Source organism: Acetobacterium fimetarium (assembly GCF_014284475.1).
GTDB lineage: Bacteria > Bacillota > Clostridia > Eubacteriales > Eubacteriaceae > Acetobacterium > Acetobacterium fimetarium.
In genome coordinates, this window is the sequence record NZ_WJBC01000034.1 from 1 (window position 1) to 16,975 (window position 16,975).

Sequence of the window (16,975 nt, forward strand, 5' to 3'; positions counted from 1 at the left end):
GGTTTAATATAAGCATATACTTATATAATCAAACGCTTATATAAATTGATCTCAAAGTAAAATTTTAAAATTTTGTTACATAGTTAGGAGATGATCGCATGTTTGTATTTGAATGGTTAAATGATCAGTTGCTGAAAATGGAATGGCTCAGCTATTTAGTCACGCAGCTGGTTCAAAATGTATTTGGGCTGAACACCCAGGATCGACTGGGAGGGAGTATTCAGTTTTTTGTTTATGATGTCATTAAAATATTCATCCTTCTGTCTGTCCTGATTTTTATTATTTCGTACATTCAAAGCTTTTTTCCACCGGAACGAACCCGCAAAATACTGGGCGGTTTCAAGGGGATTTCAGCGAATATACTGGGGGCTTTGCTGGGAACCATCACCCCTTTTTGTTCCTGCTCATCGATCCCGCTTTTTATCGGATTTACCAGTGCGGGTTTACCCATCGGTGTTACCTTTTCATTTCTGATTTCATCACCCCTGGTTGATCTGGCTTCGGTCATTTTGCTCGCCAGTATTTTCAACTGGCAAATCGCCATTGCTTATGTCATTGTGGGTCTGACTCTGGCTGTTATTGGTGGGACAATCATCGGGAAAGCAAAGCTTGAAGATTACGTGGAACCCTTTGTTTACAACAACAAGATCGTAGAAATGGATCAGGAAACCTTGACCATTCGTGATCGCATCGGCTTTGCGAAAGATCAGGTTTTGGAGATTGTCAGAAAAGTGTGGTTGTATATCCTGATTGGGGTAGGGATTGGGGCAGTTATCCATAATTGGATACCAGAAAGTATAATCTCAATGGTGCTTGGTCAGGATAAGTGGTATTCTGTTCTGATTGCAACAATAGTCGGCATCCCCATGTATGCTGATATATTCGGCACCCTTCCCATTGCTGAAGCATTGGTTTCGAAAGGCGCAGGACTGGGCACCGTCTTATCATTTATGATGGCAGTTACGGCATTATCGCTACCTTCATTAATTATGCTAAAAAGAGTTATTAAAACAAAACTGCTGGCAGTATTCTTTTTTATCGTTGTCACAGGCATCTTGATTATTGGTTATGGTTTCAATGCCTTTGGATACTTACTGATGTAATGATAAGTATTTGGGCTTAAATAAAAGACGTTTACTAACTGTAATACATGACAAAAAACATCGCGCAAGGAGAAAATTTTATGGACAGAAAAAAAATTATACCCATTCTTGGGTTTGCAGGTTTTGTAACAATGGCTGATAACTGGGTGGTATCACCGATTCTACCTTCAATCGCCCAGAATTTAAATGTTGACATCGCTTCAGCGGCAATCGTCATAACAGCTTATATGTTGCCGTTCGGTTTGTTCCAATTATTATATGGATACCTTGCCGAACGCTTTGGTAAACGACAGGTCATTACGTTTGCTATTTCGATGTTTACGATTGCCACAGCGATGTGCGCTTTTGCTGTGGCAATACCAGATCTGGCTGCGTATCGGGCGATAACTGGAATGTTTGCGGCAGCAATCATGCCAATTTCAATTGCATTAATCGGAGATGTGTTTCCAGTTGAAGAAAGACAAGCGGCCATTGGTTCATTTATGGGAATATCTTTCTTAGGGCAGGGTCTCAGTATGGCAATTGGTGGTTCCATTGCGTATTTCTTGAATTGGCGTGGTGTATTTGGAGTTTATGCAGCTCTCGCAGTGCTCTCATCCATTCTATTATTTACAATTGGTAAAAATATTCCATCAACAAAGAATAAAAATAGTAAAGTAGTGGCACCTTATATCAATATATTGAAAAATCCTTCCAGTGCGATCATCTACGCATTAGTTATTTTTGAAGGATTGTTCCTGATCGGTTCATTTTCATTCCTTGGTGGTTTTATAAAACAGGTATTTGAGATTAATAATTTTGCGATTGGTATGGTGATGACCGCATTTGGAATCATGGCCTTGATTGCCGGCAGAAAATCAGGAAAGATAGCGGCAAAGATAGGTCGCAAAAAAACAGTTGTTCTGGGGCTTAGTTTTGCATGCATCGCAAATATTGTGCTGGTTACACTAGGCGGTTTTTTACCAGCGGTAATCATTGCTATTGGTCTAATGGGTTTTGGTTTTATGATGGCACATTCAACCTTCCTCACCCTAGCTACTGAATTTGCCGCAAAAGAAAGAAGCTATGCAACTGCACTCGTCGCCTTTTTCTTTATGACCGGTGGTGGGATTGGAACGGCGATTGGTGGAAAAATTGTTGCAGCATCCAGCTATGGAAATTTATTTATAATTTATGGATTGGGGCTTGTAATGGTAATAACTTGTGCTTTATTGGTAAAAAAAGCCTTTAACACAAGTATTCAGTAATATCGAAATGAAAGATATGCCATTATCTGAGGTATGTCGCATTACTGAAGAAATTGAGCATATGCTTAAGGAAAAAGAAGGTATTTATCATGTTACTTTACAGGCGGAAGTTGATAAGTGTTGTGATAAACAGCTGTTTAAAGTTTGAATAATAGAAAAAGACTGAATTAATTAGAAAGTAGGTAGTGATTTTGGATATCGCATTATATGCAGTCACTGGGATATTATTAATTGTATCCTTTTACAAAGATAAGAAAAAACAAAAATGGCCTTAAAAAAAGCCTGGAAAGCGTTTGAAAATATCATGCCTGAATTTCTGGTGGTGATCTTACTGGTTGGCTTATTACTGGCCATTATGAATCCAGAGATGATCTCAAGTATTATCGGTGATAAATCCGGTTGGTTTGGGGTAATCCTCGCAGCAGTTATTGGCTCAATTACTTTGATTCCCGGATTTGTTGCCTTTCCAATGACGGCATTGCTTTTGGATGGAGGGGCTGGTTATATGCAAATTGGCGCCTTTATTTCAGCACTGATGATGGTGGGGATCGTAACTATGCCGGTAGAAATTAAATATTTTGGTAAAAAACTGACAATCATACGGAATGTGTTGGCATTTCTGTTTTCCTTTGTTGTTGCATTTGTAATCGGGATGGTGATGAGTTTATGAAAAAATTGTTAAAACGCTACAGAGTATTTTTAATTGTCTTGGGAGCCATGTTAATTTTGACCATCGTTAACGTTGAACTTGGTGTGAAAGCATTTAGTGTTACCGGCTATTCGTTAAAAGAAATGATTCTTGTCATTCCACCCATTTTTGTACTTTTGGGTCTCCTGGATATTTGGGTTCCCCGGGAAACCATGATCAAATATATGGGAGAAGGCTCCGGTTTAAAAGGAATTATTTTAGCCATCTTTATCGGGTCTGCTGCTGCCGGTCCACTGTATGGTGCCTTTCCAATTGCCGCCGTATTTATGAAAAAGGGTGTTAAATTCAGTAACATCATGATCTTTATTGGAGCATGGTCAACTACCAAAATACCGATGTTTCTTTTTGAGGTTGCCTCAATGGGTACGATATTTGCAGTGACCAGATTACTTATTGATATACCAGGAATTATTATTATTGCTTTCATCCTGTCGGCTGTGATGACCGACGATGAAGTTAAGAAGTTATACGAAAATGCGGAACATTTTGATGATTAATAAAAAGGGGGAAAGTTATGTCGAATATGAATAAAAGCAAATGGCTAAAAATCCTGATACCGATTGTTATTGTGTGTGTTATTGGTGGGGTATGGTTATTAAAAAATGCTCAAGTTTCTGATACTGAGCAGGTGAGTAGTAATAATCCGGATTTTGCACTCCATGTAACAGATGAATTGGATCTTGATCAACTCAAATCCTATGGACTGCCGATTGTTATCGATTTTGGAGCAGATTCCTGTATCCCCTGCAAACAGATGGCACCGGTTCTGGCAGAATTAAATGAAGAATATCAGGGAAAGGTCATCATCAAGTTTGTGGATGTCTGGAAATATCAGGAATTGGCACAAGGTTATCCCATCAGTCTGATACCAACTCAAATATTCATTGGAGCAGATGGCAAGCCTTTTAATCCGGAAAACCCCGCTGATTTTCAAATGAACCAGTTTGCAGCAACAGAAAACGGTGAGTTAGCATTCACCACCCATGAAGGTGGATTAACCAAAGAAAATTTTCTGAAGATTTTTAAAGCTATGGGGGTTCAATAGTGGAAGTCCTCATTAATGAGTGGCTGGCAGGTCTATCCGTTCTGATTGCGGCAAATATCTGGCTGGCACCGCTGTTTGCCCTTATTGCAGGTGTGCTTACGGCGTTTACCCCATGTTCGTTATCCAGTGTGCCGCTGGTGATTGGTTATGTGGGGGGAACCGCCCAGAGAGAAACAAAAAAAGCCTTTAAACTCTCACTGGTCTTTTCGCTGGGTATGGCGGTCACCTTTACGTCTTTGGGGGTTTTGGCGTCGCTACTGGGTCAATTAATGCAGGGAACCGGAACCTGGTGGTATATTCTGCTGGGTACTCTGATGGTGTTGATGGCATTGCAAACCTGGGAAGTTTTTAATTTTATTCCGGCCACTAACGCCTTAAGCAAAAGCACCAAACGGGGTTATATCGGGGCATTTCTGGCCGGTATCCTGGGCGGTCTTTTTTCATCACCCTGTGCAACACCGGTGCTGATTGTATTATTAGCGATGGTTGCAAACCAGGGTAATCTGATCTGGGGCATCCTGCTTTTGCTGCTTTATTCGCTCGGTCACAGTATTCTGGTTTTAGCCGCGGGAACCTCCATCGGTTTTATCCAAAAACTTTCGGCCAGCGATCAATATGGAAAGGCCAGCACCGTTTTGAAAATCATTATGGGTGCAGTAATTCTTATACTGGCATTTTATATGTTTTATCTGGGTTTTTAGCATAAGTCTTTCTTGATTGCGTAGTAGCAGGTTAAAATCCCGGTAGAACGGGTAGTTAAAAAGTAATGTATTTACTGATTTACAAAGGAGGTATCATAATGTTCAGTCGAATTGTGATCGCATCAGAAATGTCGCCAGCTGCTTTTAGTATGCTTCATTGTCTGGAAAGAATGAAAGGCTTGGGCGTCAAAGAATGTCTGTTGGTCCAATGCTTGGATCCCCATGACCTGGATGCAAAGATTTCGTCGTTTTATACGGCAATTATTGAAGAAAATCTTAGTCAGCAGAAAGCACTACTGGAGAAAATGGGGTATACGGTCAACACCCGGGTGGCGACCGGTTATATTAAAAACGAAATTAACCGTATTGCCGTTGAAGAAGATTATTCGATGATGGTCGTGGGGGCGCCAGAACACTCCATGGTCGGGGAAGTTTTCTTTGGTGGTACTGCCCATGAAGTGATTCTTCATGCCCAGAAACCGGTGCTTTTGATCCGGATCGTCAACGAACCGGAGGCGCGTTTAAAATTGATAAAAGACTGTAATCTGATTGAACATATCCTGTTTCCTACCGATTTTTCTGATAATGCAAAAAAAGCCTTTGAGGTTGTCAAAAAAATGGTGGTGGATGGGGTGAAGAGGGTTACGCTAATCCATGTGATTGATAAGGCTGTTGTTGACACTTATCTTAAAGAAAGTCTCGAAGATTTCAAAATGCTTGATAACACGAGACTTCAGGCGATGAAAGTGGAACTGCAAACAATGGGAAATGTGGAAGTGGATGTGCAACTACCAATCGGTTCGCCTTCGGGAGAGATCATCAGAATGGCCAAAGATAAGAATGTTTCGCTGTTGGTTATGGGCTCACAAGGGCGGGGCTTTTTAAATGAGGTTTTTTTAGGCAGTGTCAGCCACCAGGTGGCTAGACATTCATCAGCATCGATACTGTTAATTCCGGCTAATCGGGAATAGTATAAAATAGTTTGAAGGAGAAATGATATGATTGTTAAAGTTTTAGGACCTGGATGTAAGAATTGCAAAAAGTTGGAAGCGAACACAAAAGAAGCGCTGCAGGAGCTGGGGATCGAAGCCACGATTGAAAAAGTCGAAAGTATGGAAGAAATCATGGCCTATGGGATTATGTCAACACCGGCATTGGTGGTAGATGAAAAGGTCAAGTTTTCAGGCAAGATACCATCGGTTAAGGATTTGAAAAAATACCTGCAATAATCAAAATAAGAACGACCGGCTGGATCGAAAAGATCCAGCCGGTCGTTCTTATTGGGTATTATTAAAGGTTGAGGTTCGTGCTTTTGATGGTTTCAACCAGCTTTTTTACATTGACTTCAATCTGGTTGATAATCGCCATAAATTCTTCGTCGTTCTTTCCGGTGGGATCATCCAGTCCCCAATCTTCGGAATAACGGCTGGGCAGGTAGGGACAGACCACGTTGCAGCCCATTTTGATGACAATGTCAATCGGCGGAAGATCACTCAGCAGTTTGGAATGCTGGGTGGCTTCCATGTCGATTCCGTAACGTTGTTTCATTAGCCGCACGGCATCCTGGTTGATTTGCGGTTTGGTTTCGGTGCCGGCAGAATAGCTTTCAAAAACATCACCGGCAAATTTTTTGCCCAGCGCTTCGGCGATCTGGCTCCGGCATGAATTATGGACACAAATAAAGGCGACTTTTGGTTTGCTCATTTTTTCCTCCTGAAATTTTAAAATTTTAAATGGGCGAGTTTATCAGTGCTGTCTGAAATAGATTCTGATCGCGGGAGAATTATTGATAGCTTGCAATGATTTTATCAAGGGCATTCTGGACATGTTCGATTTCTTCATCAATATCGTCCAGATAATTGAGCACAAACAAGCCGTATGATGGGATAAGATTCAATAACATTATAAGCAATTGCTTATAAAAATGCAAATATATCTTTACTCTTGACACCCATAAATGAGAGGCGTATAATGACATTATTCATAAGGAAATAATTATATTATAAAATGAGGTGGAAGAGATGAGTCAAGAATTACCAGGGTTTATTATGTGTGTTTGTACCGGAAAATGTCCGGGTTTTCAAGCGATGGATATTTGGGATTTCATTAACCAGGTGCGAGTCGAATTGCCGGTTGAATATGCCTTCATTCATCCTCAGCTTTGCGAGGAAGACGGGGATCGTTTTTTAGCGGATTTCTTAAAAGCACATCGAAAAGTGATCATTGGCGCCTGTGCTCCCAATATGCAGCGTAAGATGTTTAAAGAGGCCTTTAAAGAAGCAGGACTTAATATTGAAGAAGATGCAGTAATGCTGGATATCCGGGATATGACCAACGAACAGGCATTTGAAGTGGTGGAAAAGAAACTGGAAGAAATGGGATACGAGGTATAGTCATGAGTGAATCAACTTTTATGGGAGTGGAGCGGGATCGGATTGACTGGTCGCCAAGAATTGATTTTACAAAATGCAATGATTGTATGGAATGTGTTAAATTTTGTCCCCATCAGGTTTTTGAAGTGGATGAAAATGCCAAACCAAAACTAAAAGTTAAAAACCCCAATAATTGTGTTGTTTTCTGCCGGGCCTGCAGTAAAACCTGTGGACCGGATGCAATTACGTTTCCGGACAAAGCAAAAACCACCAAGATGATAAAAGCCATCCGCAAGGCAGAAAAAGAGGCATCCACCAATGAGTAAATCGATTTGTGTATTACCCTGCAATGGTCTGGATAAATGCGCCGGGGATCTGTCAAGACGGGTTGCTCTGCAGCTGGCCCAATCAGAAGAAGTGGCGTTGATCTGTCCGGTTTTATTAAATCAGAACAGAAGCCGCTACGAGAAAGACCTGGAAGCAGGCGACTTAACCGTGATCGACGGCTGTAATACCCGCTGTGCCAGTAAACTGGCTGGGGATTTGGAGATTGCCATCAAAGAAAAAGTCAATGTCAGCGAGGTGGCCAAGGCTCTAAATATCAAGCTGGGGGTTGAAATCCGGGAAGATGAGCAAACCCAAACTGTGGTTTCCGCAGTGCTGGAAAAAATAAACAGTTCAGCGGCCGATCAGGCAGCATCGGAATTCATCGAGCCGGAATCGATCGATTATAATACCTTTTCCCACGGCAAATTTATTTTCAAGGTGCCAAAAGCCAATTATTATTTCAACGAAAATGACTGTTGGGTGACGGTATCAGGAAATATAGCCCGAGTCGGTGTCAGCGATTATGTACAACAGAATCTGTCGGATATTCTCTATGTGGACCCGCCGGAAATCGGACAGGAGTTTGAACAGTTTGACGATTTAGGCAGCATCGAATCCGGCAAAGCGGTATTTGAAATTATTGCACCAGCATCGGGCACTGTGGTTGCCGTCAATACGGGGCTTAATGATGCACCGGAGCTGGTTAATGAAAGTCCCTACGAAAAGGGCTGGCTGGTAGAAGTACAGCTCACTGATTTTGCAGAAGATCAGGATCTCCTTCACGATTGTCCGGCCTATTTTGAATTTTTACAACGAAAGGTAGCAGAAATCGATGTCTAAGATTAAAGTAATACCCTGCAGTGGGATTGGAAAAGTATTTGGCCTATTGGCCCGTGAGTCGGTGTTGATGGTAACTCAGGAGAAATGTCCGAATGATACCGAAACACTTTGTCTGGCACATGTCGTCACCGGTGATGATGAAGTGGTGGGAAAGATTAAAGGCGAAACCTGCATCACGATGGATGGTTGTGCAAAATGCTGTGCAAAGAAAAGTGTGGAAGAAACCGGTGGGATCGTTGTTAAAAGCCATAAGGTGCCAGATTTCATGAAAGCCCATCGTGGAGAAGAACATGGAACCGGAACCTATCTGACTGAAGATGGCTGGAAATATGCCGAAGAACTGGCTGAAATCCTGGTCGAAGATGTCAAAGAAATCAAGAAAGGGGAGAACTGATATGATCGAAAATAAAATTGGCGTTATTTCTTGCAGCGGCGAAGAGTGCCTGGGCGGCACGATTTCCCGGCTGGCGGTGCGAAAAATGATGGAAGAACTGAAACCCGGAATGGTATCGACACTGTGTCTGCCGCTATTTATTGCCGGTGACGGCGGGGAACGGGAATTTGCCGAAAAATACCCGACCATTGCTGTCGACGGCTGTTCCAAATGCTGTGCCAAGCGGGCCATTGAAAAATACAGCAATGCGGTAGCCGGCAGTGTTGACGTCGCTGAGATCATTGGCGAAGCCAAAGCCCTTGAAAAGCCGCTGTCCACCCGAAATCTCACCGATGAACACATGGAATATGTGAAGCAAGCAGCGGATAAAACCTCTCAGATATTTGATGAGATCGTTGCGAAATCAGTTTAATAGAAGAGCCTGATTGAGTGCTAGGACTATAACCTATTATATGAAATACTAATCCCCCAGCGATGCTGGGGGATTAATATTTTCATTTACCGCTTTTGTCAATGCAGCTCAAAAGTGAGGCTGACCAGAGAAGGAGAAATATAAAATGAAAATAACCATTATCGGTGCGGGCCCGGGGGGCTATGAGGCCGCCATTATGGCAGCTAAATTAGGCGCAGAAGTAACCGTTGTTGAAAAAAATGAGGTTGGCGGAACCTGTCTTAACATCGGCTGTATTCCCACTAAGGCTTTGCTGGCTTCGGCAGATGTTTTGACAACCTCATTGGAAGCCGAAAAGTTTGGGGTCTTTAACGATCATACGACCGCAGATCTAAAGCAAATTGTTGAACGAAAAGATAAGGTGGTAGCTGGTTTAGTTAAGGGAATCGAATTTCTGTTCGAATCGAACCGAGTTAATCTGGTTCACGGGATTGGCAAATTGATTGATTCAAAAACGGTTGAAGTGAAGCGCAATGATGGCGGAGTTGAAACACTGGTCAGCGATAAAATATTACTGGCGACCGGCTCAGTTCCCGTTTGTCCGGAAATGTTTCATTATGATGGCAAGAAAGTGATTACCAGCACCGAGGCACTGGCATTAAAAACGCCGCCAAAATCGATGATTATTGTTGGCGGCGGCGTTATCGGCTGTGAACTGGGGCAATTTTTTAGTCGGATGGGGACGAAGGTCACGATTGTAGAAATGGCTGACCAGATTTTAAGCACCGAGGACGAGAGTGTAGCGAAACAACTATTGCGACAATTTAAACGGGAAAAAATAAAAGTATTGACATCAAATGGCGTTGCTGAAGTTGAGGTTCAGGATTCTGGGGTCGTAGTGACACTGACCGATGGCAAAACTTTAGAAGCGGAAATGGTGCTGCTTTCAATCGGGCGAGCCAGCTTTTCAAAAGGGCTTAACCTGGAAGCATTAGGAATTAAAGTTGATCCCCAGGGGCATATTGAAGTCGATGAGTCACTGGAGACCAGTGTCAAAGGGATTTATGCCGTCGGGGATCTTATTAACACCCCATTTCTGGCCCATGTTGCATCGAAAGAAGGTATTATCGCCGCAGAAAATATGCTGGGGAAAAATAAAACCGGTGTTCATAAAGCGATACCCAGATGTGTGTATACCGACCCACAGGTTGCAGCTGTAGGGTTAACCGAGAAAGATGTGCAAAAAAAGGGAATTCCTTATAAAACAGGTAGTTTTGATTTTAGAGCACTTGGAAAAGCTAAAATTATCGATAAAATCCAGGGCCAGGTCAAAATTATTGTTGATGAAAAAGATGTGGTGATCGGTGCTTCGATTGTCGGGCCTGAAGCGACCGATCTTTTGGCAGAGTTAACCATGGCAGTCCACCTTGGGTTAACGGCAGAAGTGCTGGGGGATGTGATCCACCCACACCCAACCCTGTCTGAAGCCATCATGGAAGCACTTCATGATGTTCATGGGAAATCAATAAATAAAGTTTCATTACGCATATAAAACAATAAAAAACACTTGACATACTCATATGAAAGATATATCATATGATTATAAAGACATATGAATTTAGAATCATATAAGAAAGAAGGATCATGATGTATAAAAATTTTACACCCGATCATGTTAATTTAACCAAATATTTGTTTTATACCGGCAAAGGCGGCGTGGGTAAAACCTCTACTGCCTGTGCGACAGCAGTGAGTCTTGCTGATAAGGGGAAAAAAGTATTTCTTGTCAGCACCGATCCAGCTTCAAATTTACAGGATGTGTTTGAAACCGAATTAACCGGACAAGGCGTACCCATTAAAAACGTTCCCAATTTAATGGTTGCCAACCTGGATCCCATTCAGGCAGCAGAAGAATATAAAGAATCGGTAGTCGGCCCGTACCGGGGAAAACTGCCAGAAGTGGCGATTGCCAGTATGGAAGAGCAGCTGGCTGGTTCCTGTACGGTTGAGATTGCTGCGTTCAATGAATTTTCCCGATTCATCACTGATGAAAAAATGAGCAAAGAATATGATTACATTATCTTTGACACCGCCCCTACTGGTCATACCCTCAGAATGCTCCAATTGCCGTCAGCCTGGGACAGCTTCATCGATGAAAGCACCCATGGTGCTTCCTGCCTGGGGCAGTTGTCCGGTTTAACTGAACAAAAGAAAATGTATGAAAAAGCGGTCAGAACCTTAGCTGATGGAAATATGACCACTCTGATTCTGGTTTCGCGACCGGAGTCATCACCACTGGCAGAAGCAGCCAGAGCTTCCAGGGAATTAAAAGAAATTGGCGTTGACAATCAAATTCTGATTATCAATGGCGTCCTTGAGAATTTTGACAAAACAGACGAAATTGCAACGGCTTTCTACGGCAAACAGAAAGATGCTGTCAACAAAATTCCCAACAGTTTAAAAACGCTTGATATCTATACCCTGCCACTGCGCGCCTATAACGTTGCCGGAGTTGACAATATTCGCCGATTATTTACTGAAGATGATGTGATTGAAGTCGAAGAATTCCGGAAAATGAGTGACTTGCCAGGTTTGGAAAAACTGGTCAAAGATCTGTACAACACAAACAAAAAAGTTGTTTTCACCATGGGTAAAGGTGGCGTTGGAAAAACCACCGTTGCCGCAGCGATTGCTCTGGGCCTTTCAAAAATGGGAAAGAAAGTTTATCTGACCACCACCGATCCAGCCGGTCATATGAGCGCGTCAACCATGGGCGGTGAGAACATCATTGTCAGTAACATTGATGAAGCCGAAGAACTGCAAAAATATCGTGATGAAGTCATCGGAAAAGCCAAAGCGGCAAACATGAGTCAGGATGACATTGACTATATTATTGAAGATCTGGAATCCCCTTGTACCCAGGAAATTGCCGTATTCAGAGCCTTTGCAGAACAGGTGGAAAAAGCCGAAGATGGGGTGGTTGTGATTGATACCGCGCCAACCGGACATACCCTGTTACTTTTAAATTCCACAGAAAGTTATGCGAAAGAAATGCAGCATTCCAATGCGGATATTCCGGATTCAGTCGTCAATCTATTGCCACGGTTGCAAAATCAGGCCGAAACCGAAGTTGTAATTGTAGCGCTGCCGGAAGCAACACCAGTATTTGAAGCCCTCCGATTGGAAACAGATTTAAAACGTGCCGGTATTTTAAATAAATGGTGGGTGATGAATGCCAGCTTGCTGGCCACCGATACTAAGGATCCTTTTTTGAGAGCCCGGGCCAACAATGAAGAAAAATGGATTAAACAGATAGCCGAAAATACTAAAGGAAACTATGTGGTTATTCCCTGGAAAAAATAATCGTGTCAGTATCAGCAGACAGAAAACCAAGTTAGTTAATTTAAAAATAAAAAATAGATGAGGAGAAACAAAATGATTATTACAGATGAAGCAAAAGTGTTATTAACAGAAATGTTGAAAGAAAACGGTCAAGATTCACTCCAGGCATCCCTGCAACAGGGTTGTTGCGGAACATCCCTTTATTTTACATTTGTAAATAAAAAAGCAGACGATCAACCAGTTGTCGTCAATGGCATTAATGTATTGATGGAAGGTGAGGCCGTGCTCAAAACGAATTCAGTTACGATAAAAACAGATGATGAAGGCAAGCTGATTGTTGAAGATTCAGCTCAGTCATCGGGTTGTTGTTAATTCAACTGATTTTATGCGGTTGATCTGATTAGATTAAGAAGGCTTGTCTTTATAGAAGGAGAAAAAATGAGTAAAGTAGAAATATTTGATCCGGCTATGTGCTGTTCAACAGGAGTATGTGGACCAGGTGTCGATCCCGAGTTGCTACGCGTTTCAGCGATGTTAAATGTGCTGGAGGGCGAGGGCAAAAAAATTCTGCGACATGGCCTTTCTGAAGATCCCATGGCGTTTGTGGCAAGCAAGGTCGTCAATGACCTGATTGCCAACGAAGGGGTGGATGTATTGCCAGTGACCCTTGTAGATGGAGAAGTCAAAAAGACTAAAGGTTATCCTTCCAACACGGAACTGGCAACCTGGGCAGGATTGACAGAAGAAGAATTAGTCAAGCTGGTTGTCAAAGCACAAATGGCAACGATAATCGATAATAAGTGATGTGGATGATCCGGATCATAATACGTGGTAAAAAATTAAAACCGAACTATTCATAAAAGCGAGGAATAACATGGAGCTTAAACGATTATACATTGAACTCACCAATCGGTGCAATCTGAATTGTGAGATGTGCTTTCGCCATACCTGGGATACCATTGAGGGCGATATGGAGCTGGATTTACTGAAATCCATTCGGGAGCAGGTAAAAGAGTTCCCGTCTCTTGAAGAAGTCTTTTTTGGCGGGATTGGCGAACCAACAATCTATCCGCATTTTAAAGAAGCGGTCGAGTTATTTGAAGGGTACAAGCTTTTAATGACCAGCAATGGAATCATGACAGAAGAAAACGCCAGGTTGGTCTGCGAAAAATTTACGGAAGTTTATTTTTCCGCAGATCAATATCATGAAGATACCCAGGGGGTGAAGGATCAACTCATTAAAACCTTTGAAATTATTTCAAATTATCATAAACAAACCCATTCATCCACACCAAAGGTAGGCGTTGCCTATGTACTCACAAAGAGCAATTCAGAAGCCCTGTTTGACATCATGAATATGATGCGTCAATATGGTTTTCATCGGTTGTCTCTATCCCATCTTCTTCCGATTGATGAAAAAGATGCGGATGATATTTTTTACAACCGATATGAAAATGAAGAGGGAAAAGCTCTTTTGGAAAAAATATTTGCATATCGTGACATCAAAATAAATATTCCTGATATGGAATTGAAAACCGAACGTCGCTGTACCTTTATTGACAAGGGGTATGTTTATATTGATGCCAGAGGTGAAGTCATGTCCTGCTATCGTCTGGCAAACAGTTATGATGAATATGTTTTCGGAGATAAAAAAAGAGTGCTCAAACATTCTTTTGGAAATGTGAAAGAAAAATCCCTGAAAGAGATTCTTGAAGGGAAAGACTATCAGAACTTCTGGAACACAGTGTACAACAATCAATATCCCTCCTGTATTGACTGTGATCTCCGGGGCGGGTGCAGTCTGGTGGAAGACACCAAGTACGACTGTTATTTCAATACCCCATCCTGTGCAGACTGTTTATGGGTCCGGAATTTTGTGCGCTGTCCATAAAAAGTTTTGAACAATAAAAAAACGTGCTGTTGAATAGGAGTATTCTATATTTTGCAGCACGTTTTTATTTTTGGGGTTGACATTCTGAAATTTGTGTCTTAATATAATTATATAATTAAATGATGATTGAGGTGCGAAAAATGAATGAATTGGTAATAATGGTTATTGGCTTATTTCTACTTTCAATTATTTCAGGAATGTTGGGTTTAGGTGTTGCATTCGCTGCGATCCCATTTTTGGGGTTGTTTTTACCCGATTTGGTCAATCAGGTTCAACCGCTTAGTTTGCTGCTAAATGGTGTGACTGCATTGTTTGCTGTTTTTGGTTTTGCCAAAAGCGGTTATGTTGATTGGAAAAAAGCGATTTATCTGACAATCGTTGCAACGCTAGCGGCACCGGTTGGAGCCTGGCTTGTCCACTATGTTCCTCAGATTTATGTCTGGTTTTTATATTTTGGAGCCGTCTTTTTTCTTGCTTATCGATTGTTTAAACCAGTTAAGCATACAGAAGGACAGGAAGAAAATTTTAAACTGGCTTTAATTCTTGCGATCCCGATTTCTGTCCTGGCGGGTTTTCTGGGAGTAGGGCCTGGATTTATTTTAATGCCGACTTTAATACTTGTCGGATTTGAACCTAAAAAAGCTGCAGGAATAACGGCCTTTGCAGTCATCGCGCCTTCGTTTTCTTCATTAATTCCACATCTGGCAACAGCACAATGGGATTTAACACTGATGATACCGTTATTAATTGCCGGGGCAATTGGTTCATTTGCGGGAGCTAGAATTACCAGTCTGTTTATGCCAAGCGGTCGAATGAAACAGATGTTTGCGATTATGATATTGATTGTTACTTTCTATAAAATTTTCACTTTAATTGCCTGAACAAACTGATTTGAATTAAAAAAAGTCCGATTAACTCATTTTGATTTTGAGGTGATCGGACTTTTTTATATTAAAATAGGTTATAATGATTATTTTGACAGACCGCGTTTTTTTATTTCTTCACTGCACTGGGCAATCTGTTCTTTAAGTTCTGAAATTTCGGATTCAAACTCTTCCATTTGCGCGATTACCTTGCCGGCTGAAGTATGAACACCGGATTGATTAGCGGTAAATTTCTTTTCGTTTTCAACATCTTCCAGATCTTCTTTTATCATTTCAAATTTTCTTAAAAGTTCAGCATCGTTCAATTTATTAAAATGTGTCACTGGTTTATCTCCTTTAATTAACCTAACGATCAGTCCGTCTCGTAACCCAACAGTTGCAGATGAGACTCCAGACTCAGATAGTTGGGCGAATAATCATCCTCTTTCAGGAGCGGACACTGGTTTAATCGTGCTGTTCCCAAAATCAGCTTGGATGCGAAAGCCATACAGGATGCCTGGCCGCAGTCCTTGCAGCCGATTTTTTTAGGCAAAAGTTTATACAACTGGATGGCGCTGGGACGTTCTCTGGTCTCGTGATAAGGCGTGATGGATTCCTTGCGGTTCCAGATGTCGTTGATGACATCTTTGAGTTGATCAGTCATTTCATAACACTGAGCTTCATTTGTTAACTGCGTGCAGGTCAGTTTGTCGTCTTTAATATTGATTATATGGCTGCCAATCTTATAAGTAAAGGTATCAGCCGAGGGAATATAAAGCCCTGTTTTGATCTCTGTATTGAGATAGGGCATTAGTTCGGGAATCGCACGACTCATTTTAGCTTTGAATTTAACACGGCCGCCACCAGTCGTACAGGGCTTAATAAAGATAATGTTGATTGATTCAAGATACATTTAGTTATTCTGCTACTGTAAACATAGACAAATGTGTCTAAATCCAGAAATTTACTGTTTCACGGTGTCTGTCCTTGTGTGACTTGTCACACTACTAACATTTGATATAACACTCCGCAGTCTTAAAATCCCGACTAGCCATCGGTACACATATACAATGCAATTAAGAAGCGATTGTATATTCTATTGCATTTTTCAAATTAATTGCTGCGTTTAAATCTCTGTCTATTTCAAAACCACAATCAGGACAAATGTAAACTCGGTCTGAAAGTTTAAGATCGCTTTTAATGCATCCACAGCTTGAACACGTCTTACTTGATGGATACCATCTTGAAACGGTTCTTAGTTCAATCCCGTGGATGTTGCATTTTGACTCAAGTTTTATTTTGAAGTAATAGAAATTCTGTTGCGCTATTGCCTTTGATAAATGTCTATTATTCATCATACCTTTGACGTTAAGATCCTCAACTGTGATGTAAACTGGCTTGATTTTCACAAGTTCACTCACAATTTGATTAACGTAATCCTGACGTGCGTTTTGAAGGCGTTGATGAAGCTTCTGGATTTTTGATATTTGTTTTTCTATATTTTTTGCAGAATCAGCAGCTCCCTTTCTCTTTTTATTTTCGTATTTTCTACTCAAACATCTCTGCTCATGCTTGAGGCGTTTATTTAATCGTCTGATTTTTTGTGATTTGTTGATGTTTTTGTAAACATCTCCATTGCTGATGATTGCAAAATCCTTAATTCCCAAATCAATTCCGATTCCATAAGGCAAAACTCCCATGCTTTGTTCAAAATCTTCATCGACCAACACGCTGACATAATAACGTCCGG

Annotated in this window: 22 protein-coding genes and 1 pseudogene; 19 read left to right on the plus strand and 4 right to left on the minus strand. The window is 41.4% G+C overall.

Annotation, left to right across the window (positions count from 1 at the left end):
• Positions 1–98: 98 nt before the first annotated feature.
• From GH808_RS14035 to GH808_RS14070, 8 genes and pseudogenes are all read left to right on the plus strand, one after another.
• Complete coding sequence (locus GH808_RS14035) at positions 99–1,103, plus strand: permease (protein WP_186843420.1); 1,005 nt, start codon at positions 99–101, stop codon at positions 1,101–1,103.
• Between the two features lie 80 nt (positions 1,104–1,183).
• On the plus strand, positions 1,184–2,350 hold the full coding sequence (locus tag GH808_RS14040) for an MFS transporter (RefSeq protein ID WP_186843421.1): 1,167 nt from the start codon (positions 1,184–1,186) through the stop codon (positions 2,348–2,350).
• Between the two features lie 188 nt (positions 2,351–2,538).
• A pseudogene (locus tag GH808_RS14045) lies at positions 2,539–3,020 on the plus strand (permease).
• Positions 3,017–3,556, plus strand: a complete 540-nt coding sequence (locus tag GH808_RS14050; RefSeq protein WP_186843422.1) for a permease — start codon at positions 3,017–3,019, stop codon at positions 3,554–3,556. Before GH808_RS14045 ends, GH808_RS14050 begins: the two are co-directional and overlap by 4 nt.
• 17 nt (positions 3,557–3,573) lie before the next feature.
• Positions 3,574–4,104 (plus strand): thioredoxin family protein, encoded by a 531-nt coding sequence (locus GH808_RS14055; protein WP_207722348.1) that lies wholly within the window; start codon positions 3,574–3,576, stop codon positions 4,102–4,104.
• On the plus strand, positions 4,104–4,805 hold the full coding sequence (locus GH808_RS14060; protein WP_186843423.1) for a cytochrome c biogenesis CcdA family protein: 702 nt from the start codon (positions 4,104–4,106) through the stop codon (positions 4,803–4,805). The genes GH808_RS14055 and GH808_RS14060 overlap by 1 nt, the downstream gene beginning before the upstream one ends.
• Before the next feature lie 98 nt (positions 4,806–4,903).
• Complete coding sequence (locus GH808_RS14065) at positions 4,904–5,776, plus strand: universal stress protein (protein ID WP_186843424.1); 873 nt, start codon at positions 4,904–4,906, stop codon at positions 5,774–5,776.
• 27 nt (positions 5,777–5,803) lie between these two features.
• On the plus strand, positions 5,804–6,034 hold the full coding sequence (locus GH808_RS14070; RefSeq protein WP_186843425.1) for a thioredoxin family protein: 231 nt from the start codon (positions 5,804–5,806) through the stop codon (positions 6,032–6,034).
• A gap of 61 nt (positions 6,035–6,095) precedes the next feature.
• Here the strand turns inward: GH808_RS14070 and GH808_RS14075 are convergent, their stop codons facing one another.
• Complete coding sequence (locus GH808_RS14075; protein ID WP_186843426.1) at positions 6,096–6,509, minus strand: arsenate reductase ArsC; 414 nt, start codon at positions 6,507–6,509, stop codon at positions 6,096–6,098.
• A gap of 317 nt (positions 6,510–6,826) precedes the next feature.
• Here GH808_RS14075 and GH808_RS14080 point away from each other — a divergent pair, with 317 nt between their 5' ends.
• From GH808_RS14080 to GH808_RS14130, 11 genes are all read left to right on the plus strand, one after another.
• Positions 6,827–7,198, plus strand: coding sequence for a hypothetical protein (locus GH808_RS14080; protein ID WP_186843427.1), 372 nt, complete (start codon positions 6,827–6,829; stop codon positions 7,196–7,198).
• Positions 7,199–7,200: 2 nt separating this feature from the next.
• Positions 7,201–7,503, plus strand: a complete 303-nt coding sequence (locus GH808_RS14085) for a 4Fe-4S dicluster domain-containing protein (RefSeq protein WP_186843428.1) — start codon at positions 7,201–7,203, stop codon at positions 7,501–7,503.
• Positions 7,496–8,344: a glycine cleavage system protein GcvH gene (gene gcvH / locus GH808_RS14090; protein ID WP_186843429.1), complete on the plus strand. Its 849-nt coding sequence runs from the start codon at positions 7,496–7,498 to the stop codon at positions 8,342–8,344. The genes GH808_RS14085 and gcvH overlap by 8 nt, the downstream gene beginning before the upstream one ends.
• Positions 8,337–8,738, plus strand: coding sequence for a putative zinc-binding protein (locus GH808_RS14095; protein WP_186843430.1), 402 nt, complete (start codon positions 8,337–8,339; stop codon positions 8,736–8,738). The genes gcvH and GH808_RS14095 overlap by 8 nt, the downstream gene beginning before the upstream one ends.
• 1 nt (position 8,739) lies before the next feature.
• A complete protein-coding gene (locus GH808_RS14100) occupies positions 8,740–9,150 on the plus strand; it encodes a putative zinc-binding protein (protein ID WP_186843431.1) in 411 nt (136 codons plus the stop codon).
• A gap of 145 nt (positions 9,151–9,295) precedes the next feature.
• Positions 9,296–10,681: a dihydrolipoyl dehydrogenase gene (lpdA, locus tag GH808_RS14105; RefSeq protein ID WP_186843432.1), complete on the plus strand. Its 1,386-nt coding sequence runs from the start codon at positions 9,296–9,298 to the stop codon at positions 10,679–10,681.
• Positions 10,682–10,776: 95 nt separating this feature from the next.
• On the plus strand, positions 10,777–12,492 hold the full coding sequence (gene arsA / locus GH808_RS14110; RefSeq protein ID WP_186843440.1) for an arsenical pump-driving ATPase: 1,716 nt from the start codon (positions 10,777–10,779) through the stop codon (positions 12,490–12,492).
• A 72-nt stretch (positions 12,493–12,564) separates the two neighbouring features.
• Complete coding sequence (locus GH808_RS14115; RefSeq protein WP_186843433.1) at positions 12,565–12,843, plus strand: hypothetical protein; 279 nt, start codon at positions 12,565–12,567, stop codon at positions 12,841–12,843.
• 66 nt (positions 12,844–12,909) lie between these two features.
• Entirely contained in the window at positions 12,910–13,275 is a 366-nt protein-coding gene (arsD, locus tag GH808_RS14120) for an arsenite efflux transporter metallochaperone ArsD (protein WP_186843434.1), read from the plus strand.
• 70 nt (positions 13,276–13,345) lie between these two features.
• The gene (locus tag GH808_RS14125; protein WP_186843435.1) at positions 13,346–14,362 is read left to right on the plus strand and encodes a radical SAM protein; all 1,017 of its coding nucleotides are present in this window, start codon (positions 13,346–13,348) and stop codon (positions 14,360–14,362) included.
• A 140-nt stretch (positions 14,363–14,502) separates the two neighbouring features.
• Positions 14,503–15,243, plus strand: coding sequence for a sulfite exporter TauE/SafE family protein (locus tag GH808_RS14130; protein ID WP_186843436.1), 741 nt, complete (start codon positions 14,503–14,505; stop codon positions 15,241–15,243).
• Between the two features lie 89 nt (positions 15,244–15,332).
• On the opposite strand, the gene GH808_RS14135 is transcribed toward GH808_RS14130, so the two are convergent.
• The 3 genes from GH808_RS14135 to GH808_RS14145 form a co-directional block, all read right to left on the minus strand.
• Positions 15,333–15,569 (minus strand): hypothetical protein, encoded by a 237-nt coding sequence (locus GH808_RS14135; protein ID WP_186843437.1) that lies wholly within the window; start codon positions 15,567–15,569, stop codon positions 15,333–15,335.
• A 29-nt stretch (positions 15,570–15,598) separates the two neighbouring features.
• A complete protein-coding gene (locus GH808_RS15470; protein ID WP_186843438.1) occupies positions 15,599–16,138 on the minus strand; it encodes a (Fe-S)-binding protein in 540 nt (179 codons plus the stop codon).
• A 163-nt stretch (positions 16,139–16,301) separates the two neighbouring features.
• Positions 16,302–16,975, minus strand: a 674-nt coding sequence (locus tag GH808_RS14145) for an RNA-guided endonuclease InsQ/TnpB family protein (RefSeq protein WP_207722349.1), incomplete at its 5' end; no start/stop codon positions are given.

Bases quoted from the DNA above. Each gene is read 5' to 3' on its own strand.
- GH808_RS14125 (WP_186843435.1), top strand. From the start codon at position 13,346: ATGGAGCTTAAACGATTATACATTGAACTCACCAATCGGTGCAATCTG.
- GH808_RS14075 (WP_186843426.1), bottom strand. From the start codon at position 6,509: ATGAGCAAACCAAAAGTCGCCTTTATTTGTGTCCATAATTCATGCCGG.
- GH808_RS14065 (WP_186843424.1), top strand. From the start codon at position 4,904: ATGTTCAGTCGAATTGTGATCGCATCAGAAATGTCGCCAGCTGCTTTT.
- GH808_RS14130 (WP_186843436.1), top strand. From the start codon at position 14,503: ATGAATGAATTGGTAATAATGGTTATTGGCTTATTTCTACTTTCAATT.
- GH808_RS14080 (WP_186843427.1), top strand. From the start codon at position 6,827: ATGAGTCAAGAATTACCAGGGTTTATTATGTGTGTTTGTACCGGAAAA.
- GH808_RS14070 (WP_186843425.1), top strand. From the start codon at position 5,804: ATGATTGTTAAAGTTTTAGGACCTGGATGTAAGAATTGCAAAAAGTTG.
- GH808_RS15470 (WP_186843438.1), bottom strand. From the start codon at position 16,138: ATGTATCTTGAATCAATCAACATTATCTTTATTAAGCCCTGTACGACT.
- arsA (WP_186843440.1), top strand. From the start codon at position 10,777: ATGTATAAAAATTTTACACCCGATCATGTTAATTTAACCAAATATTTG.
- GH808_RS14050 (WP_186843422.1), top strand. From the start codon at position 3,017: ATGAAAAAATTGTTAAAACGCTACAGAGTATTTTTAATTGTCTTGGGA.
- GH808_RS14055 (WP_207722348.1), top strand. From the start codon at position 3,574: ATGTCGAATATGAATAAAAGCAAATGGCTAAAAATCCTGATACCGATT.
- GH808_RS14035 (WP_186843420.1), top strand. From the start codon at position 99: ATGTTTGTATTTGAATGGTTAAATGATCAGTTGCTGAAAATGGAATGG.
- GH808_RS14095 (WP_186843430.1), top strand. From the start codon at position 8,337: ATGTCTAAGATTAAAGTAATACCCTGCAGTGGGATTGGAAAAGTATTT.
- GH808_RS14040 (WP_186843421.1), top strand. From the start codon at position 1,184: ATGGACAGAAAAAAAATTATACCCATTCTTGGGTTTGCAGGTTTTGTA.
- GH808_RS14100 (WP_186843431.1), top strand. From the start codon at position 8,740: ATGATCGAAAATAAAATTGGCGTTATTTCTTGCAGCGGCGAAGAGTGC.
- arsD (WP_186843434.1), top strand. From the start codon at position 12,910: ATGAGTAAAGTAGAAATATTTGATCCGGCTATGTGCTGTTCAACAGGA.
- gcvH (WP_186843429.1), top strand. From the start codon at position 7,496: ATGAGTAAATCGATTTGTGTATTACCCTGCAATGGTCTGGATAAATGC.
- GH808_RS14115 (WP_186843433.1), top strand. From the start codon at position 12,565: ATGATTATTACAGATGAAGCAAAAGTGTTATTAACAGAAATGTTGAAA.
- lpdA (WP_186843432.1), top strand. From the start codon at position 9,296: ATGAAAATAACCATTATCGGTGCGGGCCCGGGGGGCTATGAGGCCGCC.
- GH808_RS14085 (WP_186843428.1), top strand. From the start codon at position 7,201: ATGAGTGAATCAACTTTTATGGGAGTGGAGCGGGATCGGATTGACTGG.